The sequence below is a fragment of the Streptomyces sp. NPDC086080 genome, from assembly GCF_044540255.1.
Classification (GTDB): domain Bacteria; phylum Actinomycetota; class Actinomycetes; order Streptomycetales; family Streptomycetaceae; genus Streptomyces.
The window spans coordinates 136420-151124 of record NZ_JBITRU010000012.1; the positions used below are offsets into that span (position 1 = coordinate 136420).

Sequence of the window (14705 nt, forward strand, 5' to 3'; positions counted from 1 at the left end):
GCTGTCGGCCTGGCTTTCCGCCGGTTCAGGGCGTTGCGCCAAGCGACTCTAACCGCGAGCGTGCCCGAGCCGAAAGTGCGGTAAGCGTGACCTGACCTACAGGGCCGGTGCACAGGGGGCGCACGGAGTCATGATGTCCCACACAGGGACGCTTGCACGCGCCCGCTCGGATGCGTCGGGTGTGTCCGAAAAGCGAACTGCCGATCCGCATAGTGCAGTTGAACTGTTCAAGTCAAGGTCTGTTTTTTCTGCCGAACCTCTAGTCAAATGTCGTCACTTGACTACACGCGTTGATCACGTGCGTGCGGGACCTTCCACCAGGGAACCTCCTTCAGCCGCGCGTACGTACGCGGGAGGGGATCTCAAGTGACCAGTAGACCCTGGACGTTCAGAGCGGCCGCGACAGGCGTGGCGCTCGCGGCGGTCACCGCCACATGCTCTGCGTTCACCGTGGCCCAGGCCGACACGGCTGACAAGGCCGACCGTCCCAGCGCCGTGGACCGGCACGACCCGGCGGCGAACAACCACGTCGAGCACGACCTCGAGGGGCCGCTCTCCAAGACGCAGGCGGCCCAGCGCGAGGAGGCCCTCAATCAGGTCATATCCGGTAAAGCCTCGGTCAAGAACCGTGAGGGCTCGAAAGTCGTCCAGCTGAAGAGCAAGAAGGGCGACGCCAAGTACGTCGAGCTCGGCCGCGAGAAGACCGACAAGATCTTCACGATCCTGGTCGAGTTCGGGGACGAGATCGACAGCCGCTACGGCGGCACCCCGGGCCCGCTGCACAACCAGATCGCCAAGCCGGACCGCAAGGTGGACAACTCCACGGCCTGGCAGGCGGACTACGACCAGCAGCACTTCCAGGACCTGTACTTCGGTTCCGGCAAGGGCGTCGACTCGGTCAAGACGTACTTCGAGAAGCAGTCCTCCGGCCGCTACTCGGTCGACGGCGAGGTCTCCGACTGGGTCAAGGTGCCCTACAACGAGGCCCGTTACGGCTCCAACCAGTGCGTCCCCGACAACTGCGCCTGGTACGCGGTGCAGGACGGCGTGACCGCCTGGGCCGCGCAGCAGAAGGCCGCCGGCAAGACCGACGCCCAGATCAAGGCCCAGCTCTCCCAGTACGACGAGTGGGACCGCTACGACTTCGACGGCGACGGCGACTTCAACGAGCCCGACGGCTACATCGACCACTTCCAGATCGTGCACGCCGGCGAGGACGAGTCCGCGGGCGGCGGCGCCCAGGGCGAGGACGCCATCTGGGCCCACCGCTGGTACGCCTTCGGCACCGACGCCGGGGCCACCGGCCCCGAGCAGAACAAGCTCGGCGGCACCCAGATCGGCAACACCGGCATCTGGGTCGGCGACTACACCATCCAGCCGGAGAACGGCGGACTCGGCGTCTTCGCCCACGAGTACGGCCACGACCTCGGCCTGCCGGACCACTACGACACCCAGGGCGGCGAGAACTCCACCGGGTTCTGGACGCTGATGTCCTCCGGTTCCTGGCTCGGCACCGGCAAGAACGAGATCGGCAACCTGCCCGGCGACATGACCGCCTGGGACAAGCTGCAGCTCGGCTGGCTGAACTACGACACCGCCAAGGCCGGGGTGAACTCCTGGCACAAGCTCGGTGTCGCCGAGTACAACACCAAGCACAAGCAGGCGCTGGTCGTGACGCTGCCGAAGAAGGCCGTCACCACCGAGGTCGTCGTCCCGGCCGAGGGGCAGACCCAGTGGTGGAGCGGCAGCGGTGACGACCTCAGGAACACCCTGACGCGCAGCGTCGACCTCACCGGCAGGGCGTCGGCCGAGCTGACCCTCGACGGCTGGTACGAGATCGAGGCCGACTACGACTTCCTCTACGCCGAGGTGTCGACCGACGGCGGCGCCAACTGGACCGCCCTGGACGGCACGGTGGACGGCTCGCCGATCCCGCGCGACGGCAGCGACAAGCCGGCCCTGCACGGCACGGTCGACAGCTACAAGAAGCTGGCCTACCCCCTGGACGCCTACGCGGGCCAGAAGATCGACCTGCGCTTCCGCTACCAGACCGACGGCGGCGTGGCCCTCAAGGGCTTCGCGGCCGACGGGATCACGGTGACGGCGGACGGCTCCGCGCTGTTCACGGACAACGCCGAGACCGCCGACGACGCCTGGACGGCGAAGGGCTTCTCCCGCATCGGCGCGTCCTTCACCAAGGACTACGCGCAGTACTACATCGCCGAGAACCGGCAGTACGTGTCGTACGACAAGACGCTGAAGGTCGGCCCGTACAACTTCGGCTTCGCGAGCAGCCGTCCGGACTGGGTGGAGCACTTCGCCTACCAGAACGGCCTGCTGATCTGGAAGTGGGACACCTCCCAGCAGGACAACAACACCAGCCGGCACCCCGGCACCGGTCTGCTCCTCCCGGTCGACTCCCACCCGACCGCGCTGAAGTGGTCCGACGGCACGCTGATGCGCAACCGCATCCAGTCCTACGACGCGCCGTTCAGCAAGTTCCGCACCGACGGCATGATGCTGCACAAGGCGGACGTGGCGAAGTGGATCCCGTCGTCGAAGGGTGTGTCGGTCTTCAACGACCGCACCCACACCTACTACGACGAGTCGAACCCGACCGCGGGTGTCAAGATCACTGACACCAACACGAAGATCAAGATCTTGAAGGAGGCCAGGAACGGCTCGACGATCGAGCTCGAGGTCGGTCCTGCCGGTAGGTAAGTAGCATCTTCGCAGGTCAACACATGATCGGCGGTGACCCCCTGGCGGGTCGCCGCCGATCCGTGTTTAGGTGCCTCCTGTGACTCGCTTATTGACACCGGCCGACACGGGGGTATGAGCGTATGGCCGCAGGAGGTTTCTGCAAGTTGCCGAACGGCACGGTGGTGGTGGCACTGAACCTGCCCAGCCCCGCCGCCGACGCACCCGCCGGAGTCCGCGTCCTCGTCCACGCCCAGAACCGCGCACGAGCCCTGACCAGGCTCCGCAACCTGGGCCTGCGGTCGATCTACCTGCGGGGCAACGCTGCCCCGCCCACCCCCGACGAGATCACCGCGGTCCTCCACCACCCCGACGGCCTCATATGGCGTACCACCCCCGAGGACGCCCCCCTGACGGTGGAGCTCTGGCACCCCATCAGAGCCCTGCTGAGACGCCCCACCGCTCCTGCCTGACCGCTGCTACCCCCCAGCCGCGGGCACCTACCCGCCCCAGCCGCGGGCAGTCGTGCCTCCCCCAGTGCCTCAAGGGCCTGGGAGGTGCCCCCCAGGGCGATGGGGGTCCCCCGCTCATGGGGGTCCCCGCCCCCCGCTCGAGGGAAGCCGAGAGTGAGGGAGGGTGGGCGCTGGAGGTACCCCCTCTGGGGGAGGCACCGGCGCAGCGCCGCCGGCCGAGAAGCGGCCCTCCCGGGCCCACCCCCGGCGCAGGGTCACCGTCACCGCACCACAGGCTTCCCGGAGAGCTCCACCCCCGCCCCCCGCAGCTCATCCACCGCACGCTCGGTCGTCTCCGCCGACACCCCCGCCGTGAGCCCGAGCAGCACCCGGGTGCGGAACCCCTCCTTCGCCGCGTCCAGCGCGGTCGCCCGCACACAGTGATCCGTGGCGATCCCCACCACGTCCACCTCCCCGACCTCCCGCTCCCGCAGCCACTCCGCCAGCGGCGTCCCGTTCTCGTCGGCCCCCTCGAAGCCGCTGTAGGCGGCCGAGTACGCCCCCTTGTCGAACACCGCGTCGATCGCCCCGGACGTCACGGCGGGCGCGAAGTTCGGGTGGAACCCGACCCCCTCCGTCCCGGCGACACAGTGCGCGGGCCAGGACCGTACGAAGTCGGGGTTGTCGGCGAAGTGCCCGCCGGGCGCGATGTGGTGGTCGCGGGTGGCCACCACGTGCTGGTAGCCGCCGGCGGAGCCGGCCTGGCCGATCAGCTCGGTGATGGCGGCGGCGACATCCGCCCCGCCGGTCACGGCGAGGCTGCCGCCCTCGCAGAAGTCGTTCTGCACGTCGACGACGATCAGTGCGCGGCGCATGGCGGTGTCCTTCGATGAGGGGGTCGGACAGGAGACGGGCCCGGCCGGGTGGAACCTCCGAGCCTATTGAATTGAGGGCGACACGGACAGAGACGAGGACAGAGACGGGGACAAGGACACGGACAGGGACGGGGCCACGAACAGCGGCACGCCTTTAGCTACCCGAGCCCCCGTCCGCGTACTCCGTAGGAATCACGGGTTCCCCGCGGGAGAGCTGCGTCGCGGACAGCGGCAGCCCCGCCCGCGCGGCCGCGTGCCGGTCGCGGACCACGTCCAGTGGCTCACGGACGATCACCTCGCCGCCCTTGACCAGCGGCACCAGCAGCTGCCGGTCGGCCAGATCGTCCGGCACCTCGCCGGTACCGATCACCTCGGCCTCGGCGACGCCGTCCGCGTCCAGCCGTCGCGCCGCCCACTTGCGGCCGCCGACGGAGGTCTTGCCGCCGGTGGACTTCTTCGCCACCGGCACCAGCGGCGCGGCCGGGTCGGTGGACTCGGCGCGGGCGACCAGCTTGTACACCATGGAGGCCGTCGGGTGCCCGGAGCCGGTCACCAGCTGCGTCCCCACCCCGTACGCGTCCACCGGCGCCGCCGCCAGCGAGGCGATGGCGTACTCGTCCAGGTCCGAGGTGACCAGGATCCGGGTCCCGGTGGCGCCCAGCTCGTCCAGCTGCTGCCGCACCCGGTGCGCGACCAGCAGCAGGTCACCGGAGTCGATGCGGACGGCACCCAGTTCAGGACCGGCGATCTCGACGGCCGTCCGGACCGCCTCGGCCACGTCGTAGGTGTCCACCAGCAGCGTCGTACCGCGGCCGAGGGAGTCCACCTGGGCGCGGAAGGCGTCCCGCTCGCTGTCGTGCAGCAGGGTGAAGGCGTGGGCGGAGGTGCCCACGGTCGGGATGTCGTAGCGGTAACCCGCCGCCAGGTCGGAGGTGGAGGCGAAGCCGCCGATGTAGGCGGCCCGGGAGGCGGCCACCGCGGCCAGTTCGTGGGTGCGCCGGGCGCCCATCTCGATCAGCGGCCGCTCCCCGGCGGCGGACGACATCCGGGAGGCGGCCGCGGCGATCGCCGAGTCGTGGTTGAGGATCGACAGGATCACGGTCTCCAGCAGCACGCACTCGGCGAAACTCCCCTCGACCCGCAGGATCGGCGAGCCCGGGAAGTACACCTCGCCCTCGGGGTAGCCCCAGATGTCCCCGGTGAAGCGGTAACCGGCCAGCCAGTCCAGGGTTCGCTCGTCCACGATCCCGTTCCCGCGCAGGAAGCCGAGGACGTCCTCGTCGAAGCGGAAGTTCTCCACCGCGTCCAGCACACGTCCGGTGCCGGCCACCACGCCGTAGCGGCGGCCGTCGGGCAGACGCCGGGTGAAGGTCTCGAACACGCTGGGCCGCCCGGCCGTACCGGCCTTCAGCGCGGCCTGCAGCATCGTCAGCTCGTACTGGTCGGTGAAAAGGGCCGTCGAGGGAACACCCACCCGCCGTCCACGCCCAAGGTCCGGTGTGTTCATGGCAGGGATGCTACCCCCATTTCGTCAGTTTGACGATTTCGGTTCGGGTGCGGGGACAGCGGGCCGGTTTGTGCGACCACCCCCCTGCGGTGGCAGCATGGGCAGTGTGACGTCACCCGCACCCATGGAGATCGAACGCACCGAGTCGGCGGAGGAGGTCTTCGTCGTACCCGAACCCGACGTCCCGTGGGTCACCATCGTCCACAACGACCCGGTCAACCTCATGAGCTATGTGACGTACGTCTTTCAGACGTACTTCGGCTACTCCAAGGACAAGGCCACCAAGCTCATGATGGACGTGCACCACAAGGGCCGGGCGGTCGTCTCCAGCGGTACGCGCGAGGAGATGGAGCGCGACGTCCAGGCCATGCACGGCTACGGACTGTGGGCCACCCTCCAGCACGACCGGAAGTGACCGAGCCGGACATGACCAGACCCCGCCCGCAGGACCGGAAGTAGCGATCGCCTCCATGCCAGGAACCTTCGAACCGCTCCCCGGCGGCGGCGCGGCCGTCGCCCTCGACGACGTCGAGATCTCCATCATCCGGTCCCTGGCCGTGCAGATGATGGAGCTCATCGGCCCCGGGCCCGCTGAGGACGCCTCCGGCGACCCGCTCGCCGAGCTCTTCGCCGACGGCCCGAGCGAACCGCCCTCCGACCCGGTGCTGCGCCGGCTCTTCCCCGACGCCTACGGCGACCCCGGGGGCACTCCCCAGGGCAAGGAGGCCGAGGAGGAGCGGGAGTACTCCTCGGAGTTCCGCCGCTACACCGAGAACGACCTGCGGGCCGGCAAGCGCGACAACGCCCTCGCGGTGATCCGTTCCCTGGACGGGATCACCCCGGCCGGCGAGGGCGGCGCGGTGCTCGAGCTGTCGCCGGCCGAGTCCCGGCAGTGGCTCGGTGCGCTGAACGACCTGCGGCTCGCCATAGGGGCCCGTCTTGAGATCAGCGACGAGGACGACAGCGATCTCCTCTTCCGCCTCCCCGACGAGGACCCGCGCAAGCCGATGGTGATGGCGTACCTGTGGCTCGGCGGACTCCAGGAGACCCTCGTCGCGACCCTCATGCCGTAAAGATGCCCCATACATCCACATAGATTCCCCTGTTTCGTTCGCTCAGAGGAACCTCAAGTCCGGATAACGATCCCGTCACCGCCCCTGCGGTTTTGTTCCGCATGGGCGGTTTCTCGTGATCCGCGTCACCCGGCCCGAGGTGAACAGCGTGGTAAGAATCGGCAACTCGCTTGCGGCCCACCCCTAGCTGTGAGCAAGAAAGCCGGTCACCGCCGGCGTGCACCACCAGCACGGCAGGAAGACGACGGCCCGGTTCCGCGGACCGACGCCTTCTCCCCCCATCGCCGCCGCACGGACCCCGGCGTCCGCACGCGTCGTACCCGTTCTGCCGCGCCACGCCAGCATGTCCCCGCGTCCTCCGAGGAAGTTCGATGTCACTCGACTCCATCACCCAGAAAATCGACGACGCCACCAGTGATTTCTTCGACCCCGTCTCCACCGCGGTCGGCGACGTCGTTTTCTACACCGTCCCGGTCGGCGGCACCGATCTCCCGCTGATCGTTGCCTGGCTCGTGATCGCCGGCCTCGTCTTCACCTGCTGGTTCGGCTTCGTCCAGGCCCGCAAGATCAAGCTTGCGCTCGACGTCGTACGCGGTAAGTACGACGAGCCGGGCGCGCCCGGCGAGGTCAACCACTTCCAGGCGCTCACCGCCGCCGTCTCCGGCACCGTCGGCCTCGGCAACATCGCCGGTGTCGCCGTCGCCGTCTCCATCGGCGGCCCCGGAGCCACGTTCTGGATGATCGTCTGCGGTCTGCTCGGTATGGCGAGCAAGTTCGTCGAGGTCACCCTCGGTGTGAAGTACCGCGAGGAGCACCCGGACGGCACCGTCTCCGGTGGCCCCATGCACTACCTGCCCAAGGGCCTCGCCGAGCGCTTCGGCAGCGGCGGCGCCACGTTCGGCAAGGTGCTCGCCGTCCTCTCCTCGATCCTGATCCTCTTCTTCGGCCTCTTCGGCGGCAACCTCTTCCAGACCAACCAGAGCTACGCCCAGATCTCCTCCACCTTCGGCGGTGAGGAAGGCTTCCTGGCCACCTCCTCCGGCGCGGTCTTCTTCGGCCTGCTGATCGCCGTCCTGGTCGGCCTGGTGCTCCTCGGCGGCATCCGCTCCATCGCCTCGGTCACCAGCCGGCTGGTCCCCGCCATGGCGATCATGTACATCGTCGCCTGCCTGATCGTCATCGTGGTCAACATCACCTCCGTGCCCGACGCGATCGGCACCATCTTCTCGGGCGCCTTCGAGGCCGAGGGTGTCGCGGGCGGCATCATCGGAGCCCTGATCGTCGGCTTCCAGCGCGCCGCCTTCTCCAACGAGGCCGGCATCGGCTCCGCGCCCATCGCGCACTCCGCGGTCAAGACCAAGCACCCCGCCAGCGAGGGCCTGGTCGCCCTGCTCGAGCCGTTCATCGACACGGTCGTCGTCTGCACCATGACCGCGCTGACCATCGTCATCGCCAACCCCGCCAGCTGGGGCGCGGCCCGTGAGGGCAAGGACATCGGCGGCGTCACCATCACCTCCGACGCCTTCGAGACCGTCCTGCCCTGGTTCCCGCACCTGCTGACCCTCGCGGTGCTCCTGTTCGCCTTCTCCACGATCCTCACCTGGGGCTACTACGGCCTCAAGGCGTGGACGCACCTGTTCGGCCGCAGCAAGACCAGTGAGACGATCTTCAAGAGCCTCTGGAGCACGTTCGTGCTCGCGGGCGCCCTGCTCTCCCTCGACTCCCTGATCAGCCTCGCCGACTCGGCGCTCTTCCTGCTCGCCGTCGTCAACATCGTCGGCCTCTACCTGCTGGCCCCCGTGGTCAAGCGGGAGCTCAACTCCTTCCTGGAGTTCGTCCGCCGCCGCGACAGCGGCGACACCGCGGACCGCGACGCCGAGGGAGCCGACACCGTGGCGACCAAGTCGCTCTGAACCCGGCGGACCGGGCTTCGCCCGTCCCCTCCGGGACGCCGGCGGCGGGGAGTACTCGTGGCGTTCCCCGCCGCCATCCGCTCAAGGCGTCCGGCATACGGGCCGTTCCGTACCACCCCTCGGTACGGAACGGCCCGTCTGCTTATCCTGAGCCTCATGCTGACCCTCACCCAGGCCCTGTACGACCAGATCGTGGCCCATGCCCGCAAGGACCACCCCGACGAGGCGTGCGGCGTGGTGGCGGGCCCGGTGGGCTCCGGCCGCCCCGAGCGCTTCATCCCCATGCTGAACGCGGCCCGCTCGCCCACCTTCTACGAGTTCGACTCGGGCGACCTGCTCAAGCTCTACCGGGACATGGACGACCGGGACGAGGAGCCGGTGGTGATCTACCACTCCCACACCGCGACCGAGGCCTACCCCTCCCGCACCGATGTGACGTACGCCAACGAACCGGGCGCGCACTACGTGCTGGTCTCCACCGCCGACACCGACGGCGCCGGCGACTTCCAGTTCCGCTCGTTCCGTATCGTGGAGGGCGAGATCACCGAGGAAGCGGTCAAGATCGTCGATGCGTACTGACCCGCGGAGCCGGCACCGGTCCCGTATTGCGGAAGGCGGGTGTCCGAAAGGTGAGATCACACTCCGGGGACGCGTCCGGGAATCGATACGATGACCGCATGGTTCTCCTCGACGTGAGCGAAAAAGCGCCGGGCGCACTGCTCGTGGCGCGGCTGCACGTCGACCTGTGCCGGCTGAACAGCGCCCTCTGTTGATTCCCGCTGCCGCCGTACGGCCGAGAGCCGCGGCGGGCTGCCGCGTGCCGCCGCGCGCCCTCCCCGAACCCACGACAGACGACAGACACATCCGACAGGAGCCCTCAGCCATGGCCATCGAGGTCCGTATCCCGACCATCCTCCGCCAGTACACCGACGGCCAGAAGGCGGTGGAGGGCACCGGGAGCACCGTCACCGAGCTCTTCGCCGACCTCGAGACCCGGCATGCCGGCATCCAGGCGCGCATCGTCGACGGCGAGCAGCTGCGCCGCTTCGTGAACGTCTACCTCAACGACGAGGACGTCCGCTTCCTCGACGGCATCAACACCAAGCTGTCCGACGGCGACAGCATCACGATCCTGCCGGCTGTGGCCGGCGGTATGGCCTGATCGGCGATGCGGTACGACTCCCCGCTGGCCGCGGTGGGCAACACCCCTCTGGTGCGCCTTCCGCGGCTCTCGCCGTCCGCCGACGTCCGCATCTGGGCGAAGCTGGAGGACCGCAACCCCACCGGCTCCATCAAGGACCGTCCCGCCCTGTTCATGATCGAGCAGGCGGAGAAGGACGGCCGGCTCACCCCCGGCTGCACGATCCTCGAGCCGACCAGCGGCAACACCGGCATCTCGCTCGCCATGGCCGCCAAGCTCAAGGGCTACCGTATGGTCTGCGTGATGCCCGAGAACACCTCGCAGGAACGCCGTGACCTGCTCGGCATGTGGGGCGCGGAGATCATCTCCTCCCCGGCCGCCGGCGGCTCCAACACCGCCGTGCGGGTCGCGAAGGAACTCTCCGCCGAGCACCCCGACTGGGTGATGCTCTACCAGTACGGCAACCCGGACAACGCCGGCGCCCACTACGCGACCACCGGCCCCGAGATCCTCGCCGACCTGCCGTCGATCACCCACTTCGTGGCCGGCCTCGGCACCACCGGCACCCTCATGGGGGTCGGCCGATACCTGCGCGAGCACAAGCCCGACGTCAAGATCGTCGCCGCCGAACCGCGCTACGACGACCTCGTCTACGGCCTGCGCAACCTCGACGAGGGCTTCGTCCCCGAGCTCTACGACGGCTCCGTGCTGACCACCCGCTTCTCCGTGGGGTCCGCCGACGCCGTCACCCGCACCCGCGAACTCCTCCAGCAGGAGGGCATCTTCGCCGGCGTCTCCACCGGCGCGGGACTGCACGCGGCGATCGGCGTCGCCAACAAGGCGCTGAAGGCGGGGGAGTCCGCCGACGTGGTCTTCGTCGTCGCCGACGGCGGCTGGAAGTACCTCTCGACCGGCGTCTACACGGCCGCGACGACCGAAGAGGCCATCGCCGCGCTCCAGGGCCAGCTCTGGGCGTGACGCGCCATGCGGGGTGAGGGGCCGGAGAGCATCACCTCCGGCCCCTCACACGTTCCCGGGGCGGTCCGTGTCTCCCGGGCGGCCCGTGGTCCGGGGGCTACCCGTGTTCCCCGGGCCGTCCGCGGTCCGGGAGCTACTCGTGTTCCGCGGGCCGTCCGTGTTTCCCGGGCCGTCCGTGTGCGTGGAGCGGCCGGTGTTCCCCGGGCTGTCCGTGGTCCGGGGGCTACCCGTGTTCCGCGGGCCGTCCGTGTGCGCGGGGCGGCCGGTGTTCCCCGAGTCGTCCGTGTACGCGGAGCGGTGGCCCGTGTTCGCGGAGTCGTCCCAGCCGCCCCGCCCGCCACCGAACCCGCGCCGCCGCCGGGGCCGATGCCCCCGGCCCCACCCGTCGACGAGCGTGGTGACCAACGCGAGCAGTACCACCGCGGCGAGTGCGAGCCACCAAGCCGTGTCCATGTCCAGACCGTACCGGCGCGAGCCTCCACCGCGCGCCCCTCCCGTCCCGGCGTGCGCCCTATCCAGCCGAACCGGTGACAGCACAGGTGAGTTCGCCCACAACAGATCCGAGCACTTCTGTGAGCTGCATGGATGTCAGGAAAGGGCGCTGACGTGCAGGTCTGCAACTTCATCGGGATCTTCTACAACCGCCGCCGACTGCGCAAGCACAAGACCTTCGGCTATCTCACCCCAGCCGAGACCAGGCAGCGGCATCAGCACGCCCTCGCGGCATAACGATCACGTGTCCGAGATCACGGGGAAACTTCAGGGCGGCCTTGCGTACCTGCTGTGCAGATTAAGGTGCAGCGTGTGCAGCGCCTCGTACTTTTCGACCTCGACAACACCCTGGTGGACCGGCAGGGCACCCTCAGGGAATGGGTCGTGGACTTCACCGCTCGGCACCGTCTGGGAGGGAAGGCGCAACAGGAGCTCCTCGATCTGATCGGTGACCGCGCCTACCCGTCCAGCTTTGAGGAAGTCCGCATGCGGTATGGACTGACCAGCACGGCGGATGCTCTGTGGCGGTCGTACTGCGCCGACATCGCCGCCATGGTGTCCTGCCCTGCCGACGTCCTCACCGGTCTGGACGAGCTGCGAGGGCGCGGCTGGCGCATCGGGATTGCGACCAACGGCGCCACCGACATCCAGACGGCCAAGCTGCGGGCCACCGGCATCCACTCCCGTGTGGAGGGCATCTGCATCTCTGAGGAGGTCGCCGCCCGTAAGCCGCAGCAAGAGCACTTCGCCCAGGCCGCTGCACGCTGCGGCACCACATTGAGCGCGGGCGGCTGGATGATCGGCGACAACCCGGTCAACGACATCGGCGGCGGCCGAGCTGCAGGGCTCGGCACCATTTGGATCGCCAACGGTGCTGCCTGGCCGGCGGACCTTCCCGAACCTGATCATCGGGTCCAGCACACTCGTGCGGCTTTTGAACTGCTCCTGTCCGACAGCGCCACGAGGAGTACGACGTGACACCCACGGTTGGGCTGCTGCACCCCGGCAGCATGGGAGCCGCGTTCGGCGCTCAGCTGCGTGCCCGCGGCATCACTGTGCTGTGGTGCCCACACGGCCGGAGTAACGCTTCCGCCCGGAGGGCCGAGCAGGCAGGACTCGAAGCCGAGACCTTTCCCTCGCTCGTGGCCCGCGCTGACCTTCTCCTGGCTTTGTGTCCCCCGGCTGCGGCAGAGGACATCGCCGCGCACGTGTCGGAGCAGGGCTTCGCAGGCAAGACGTACGTGGAGGCGAATGCCATCGCGCCGGAGCGCATGCGCCGCATCGCCGAAGGCCTCCCACAGAGCGTGGTCCTCGACGCCGCCGTGGTCGGCTCGCCGCCCGTCGGTGGGAAGTCCCCGACGCTGTACCTGTCCGGCCCAGTCGAGCAAGCCGCCGCAGTCGAGGCCCTATTCACGGATACCGCCGTACGAACGCACTCTCTCGGCGAGGAGATCGGCAAAGCCTCCGCGCTCAAGCTGGCGTACTCCAGCTACCAGAAGGTCTCCCGTGTCCTGGCTGCTGTGGCGTACGGTGCGGCCGATGCGTACGGCGTCTCCGACGAGCTGCTGACAATCGCGGCCAAGCGCACCCGCAGCTACCTCGTGGAGACCGACTACATCCCCAAGACCGCTGCCCGCGCCTGGCGTTGGGGACCGGAGCTGGAAGACGCGGCAGCGCTGCTCGCCGACGCCGGGCTACCGGACGCCCTCATGCACGCCGCCGCTGAAACGCTCGCCCCATGGGACGCCAGCAGGGACAAACACCTGGATATCGCCCAAGCCCTGAAGGCCCTGCGCAATGAAGAGGATCCGGATCAGGCAGGCTGACCGGTTTCCGTCCACGGTACCTGCCGCGTCCGGCTCTCAAGAGGAACGCCCCGCAGCGCGCACCACATCGTGGATCCTCTTCGCTGCCTCATGGGGCGCCGTCTCCTCGGTATCCATGCGCAGGTCCCACTCAGAGTGCGGATGGGCCGCAAGATCGACCCGTGTGGCGTCCCAGGCGGCCAGCCGGGCATCGGTGTCGGTGTCGCCTCGCAGGGGTGAGCGCCGAGCGGTGGTCTCCCTAGGGCACCACAGCAGCACGCGCGTCCAGTGCGCCGGAAATCGGGCGGTGACCTGCTCGATCCCCGCCATCTGGCCGAGGTGCAGGACGGGGACCCTGCTGCCTTCCATGGCGTGCTCCAGGCCGGGCCGGTCAACCACGTAGATGTTGCCGTACCGGTCGTTGCGGTAAATGACATCGCCGCGCGCCTCCAGTTCGGCCAGTTGCTCCTGGCTACCCATCCGATAGCCCTTCGTTCGGCCGCTTCCGATCTTGAGGCGGGTGAAGGGGACGTATCGGGGATCAAGTTCGGTGAGCGCGGCGGTAACCGTGTCCTTGCCCGAGGCGGGTGGGCCGTACAGCAGGATTCCGTGGCTCTGAGAGACGGGCTTGGCAGGCCTCACTGGAACACCGTCCCGAAGACTTGGCGTACCTGGTCGGTGAGAGATATGGCCGAGCCGAGCCGGTTGTCGACGACCAGGTGCGGCACTACGGGACGCAGGTCGAGGTCGATGGTGGCCGCGTACGCGTCCCAGTTCTGCAGCTTCCAGCTGTCGCGGGCGGCGGAGCGGAAGCTGATGTACTCGTGCATGGTGTCGAGGTCACAGAGCATCCAGACCACAGCGACGGTGACTCCGCGTGCTTCGCACCGGTTGATCAGGCGCCGTATCCACCGCTCGTCGGTCGCCTCGGCGACGAACGGCGCCGAGAGGACGGTACTGATTGCGCAGTCGACGTTCGCATACGCGGTTTCCAGGAGGCACTGGTATTCCAGTGGGCGCACCTTCTCCCGGTACAGGTCCGTGTGACGATCGTTGGGGTCGCTGCCCATCTCCACGAGGAGACGCTCGACGAGCGGCCTGGTGATCGGGTCCTTGTCGAGTACAGGCCATCCGGTGAGCTGCGAGATGAAGCGGGCGAACTCCGACTTACCACTTCCCGCATAGCCCCCGACCATCATCAGTGTCGGCCGGTTCGGGTCGCCGCCGGTGTGCCGACGTTTCCAGGCATCGAGGACGCGCTGCTGTACGCCCAGGCCGTCAACCTGCTCCGTCGCGGGCGTGAGCTGGCTCAGTGCGCGCTCGACGGCCAGGACGTGGGTCCCGTTGTGCGGCTCGCTGGACGCGGTGAACGCATGCTGCGTCGCCTCACCGGGGAGCGGGGCACGGAGTCCCAGCTCGGGCTCGGTGGCGCGGTACAGCAAGCAGTAGGCACGGCGGTAGTGCGGTCCGGGATAGACCTCGCCCTGCTCGTGCTGCCACAGGGTTTGGAAGTTGGCCGCCGGCACGGCGAGCCCGGCAGCCGCGGCGACCTCGCGCAGCCGCTCGCCCGCGCCTTCGAGCGTCAAGCCGTGTGCTTCCCGTTGCTCCCTCAGCTTTTCCGGCCGCCACCCCGGACGGTTCCTGCCCACGTGTGCTACCGCCTGCCCGTCTCCAGTCATGATCCGGAGGCTAAGTCTGCCCCTCATGAACCCGTGTGTAAGCGGATGTTGAAAAGTCAGGTCGCCGGCCGATGAGCAGCAACGACAACT

16 protein-coding genes are annotated in these 14705 nt (G+C 68.7%); 12 read left to right on the top strand and 4 right to left on the bottom strand.

Going from position 1 to position 14705, the window contains the following annotated elements:
• Positions 1 to 366: 366 nt before the first annotated feature.
• Both ACIF9R_RS17040 and ACIF9R_RS17045 read left to right on the top strand, forming a co-directional pair.
• Positions 367 to 2721: an immune inhibitor A domain-containing protein gene (locus tag ACIF9R_RS17040; protein WP_399980254.1), complete on the top strand. Its 2355-nt coding sequence runs from the start codon at positions 367 to 369 to the stop codon at positions 2719 to 2721.
• Between the two features lie 122 nt (positions 2722 to 2843).
• Positions 2844 to 3173, top strand: coding sequence for a hypothetical protein (locus ACIF9R_RS17045; RefSeq protein WP_399980256.1), 330 nt, complete (start codon positions 2844 to 2846; stop codon positions 3171 to 3173).
• Positions 3174 to 3433: 260 nt separating this feature from the next.
• On the opposite strand, the gene ACIF9R_RS17050 is transcribed toward ACIF9R_RS17045, so the two are convergent.
• Positions 3434 to 4027, bottom strand: a complete 594-nt coding sequence (locus ACIF9R_RS17050; protein ID WP_399980258.1) for a nicotinamidase — start codon at positions 4025 to 4027, stop codon at positions 3434 to 3436.
• A gap of 154 nt (positions 4028 to 4181) precedes the next feature.
• Complete coding sequence (locus tag ACIF9R_RS17055) at positions 4182 to 5534, bottom strand: nicotinate phosphoribosyltransferase (RefSeq protein WP_399980261.1); 1353 nt, start codon at positions 5532 to 5534, stop codon at positions 4182 to 4184.
• 97 nt (positions 5535 to 5631) lie between these two features.
• Here ACIF9R_RS17055 and clpS point away from each other — a divergent pair, with 97 nt between their 5' ends.
• The 10 genes from clpS (at position 5632) to ACIF9R_RS17105 (ending at position 12957) form a co-directional block, all read left to right on the top strand.
• On the top strand, positions 5632 to 5949 hold the full coding sequence (clpS, locus tag ACIF9R_RS17060) for an ATP-dependent Clp protease adapter ClpS (RefSeq protein ID WP_399980264.1): 318 nt from the start codon (positions 5632 to 5634) through the stop codon (positions 5947 to 5949).
• Between the two features lie 55 nt (positions 5950 to 6004).
• On the top strand, positions 6005 to 6607 hold the full coding sequence (locus tag ACIF9R_RS17065) for a DUF2017 domain-containing protein (RefSeq protein ID WP_399980266.1): 603 nt from the start codon (positions 6005 to 6007) through the stop codon (positions 6605 to 6607).
• A 371-nt stretch (positions 6608 to 6978) separates the two neighbouring features.
• The gene (locus tag ACIF9R_RS17070; RefSeq protein WP_399980269.1) at positions 6979 to 8520 is read left to right on the top strand and encodes an alanine/glycine:cation symporter family protein; all 1542 of its coding nucleotides are present in this window, start codon (positions 6979 to 6981) and stop codon (positions 8518 to 8520) included.
• Positions 8521 to 8676: 156 nt separating this feature from the next.
• A complete protein-coding gene (locus ACIF9R_RS17075) occupies positions 8677 to 9099 on the top strand; it encodes a Mov34/MPN/PAD-1 family protein (protein WP_399980272.1) in 423 nt (140 codons plus the stop codon).
• A gap of 98 nt (positions 9100 to 9197) precedes the next feature.
• Positions 9198 to 9293 carry a putative leader peptide gene (locus ACIF9R_RS17080; protein WP_399980275.1) on the top strand — a complete coding sequence of 32 codons (96 nt, stop codon included), beginning with the start codon at positions 9198 to 9200 and terminating at the stop codon, positions 9291 to 9293.
• A 110-nt stretch (positions 9294 to 9403) separates the two neighbouring features.
• Positions 9404 to 9682, top strand: a complete 279-nt coding sequence (locus tag ACIF9R_RS17085; protein WP_399980277.1) for a MoaD/ThiS family protein — start codon at positions 9404 to 9406, stop codon at positions 9680 to 9682.
• A 6-nt stretch (positions 9683 to 9688) separates the two neighbouring features.
• Positions 9689 to 10639 carry a PLP-dependent cysteine synthase family protein gene (locus ACIF9R_RS17090; protein WP_399980280.1) on the top strand — a complete coding sequence of 317 codons (951 nt, stop codon included), beginning with the start codon at positions 9689 to 9691 and terminating at the stop codon, positions 10637 to 10639.
• A 585-nt stretch (positions 10640 to 11224) separates the two neighbouring features.
• Complete coding sequence (locus ACIF9R_RS17095) at positions 11225 to 11368, top strand: hypothetical protein (protein ID WP_399980282.1); 144 nt, start codon at positions 11225 to 11227, stop codon at positions 11366 to 11368.
• 75 nt (positions 11369 to 11443) lie between these two features.
• Positions 11444 to 12109 carry an HAD family hydrolase gene (locus tag ACIF9R_RS17100; protein WP_399980284.1) on the top strand — a complete coding sequence of 222 codons (666 nt, stop codon included), beginning with the start codon at positions 11444 to 11446 and terminating at the stop codon, positions 12107 to 12109.
• On the top strand, positions 12106 to 12957 hold the full coding sequence (locus tag ACIF9R_RS17105) for a DUF1932 domain-containing protein (protein ID WP_399980286.1): 852 nt from the start codon (positions 12106 to 12108) through the stop codon (positions 12955 to 12957). The genes ACIF9R_RS17100 and ACIF9R_RS17105 overlap by 4 nt, the downstream gene beginning before the upstream one ends.
• 36 nt (positions 12958 to 12993) lie before the next feature.
• On the opposite strand, the gene ACIF9R_RS17110 is transcribed toward ACIF9R_RS17105, so the two are convergent.
• Both ACIF9R_RS17110 and ACIF9R_RS17115 read right to left on the bottom strand, forming a co-directional pair.
• Entirely contained in the window at positions 12994 to 13578 is a 585-nt protein-coding gene (locus tag ACIF9R_RS17110; RefSeq protein ID WP_399980289.1) for a guanylate kinase, read from the bottom strand.
• A complete protein-coding gene (locus ACIF9R_RS17115) occupies positions 13575 to 14615 on the bottom strand; it encodes an AAA family ATPase (RefSeq protein WP_399980291.1) in 1041 nt (346 codons plus the stop codon). The genes ACIF9R_RS17110 and ACIF9R_RS17115 overlap by 4 nt, the downstream gene beginning before the upstream one ends.
• Positions 14616 to 14705: the final 90 nt, after the last annotated feature.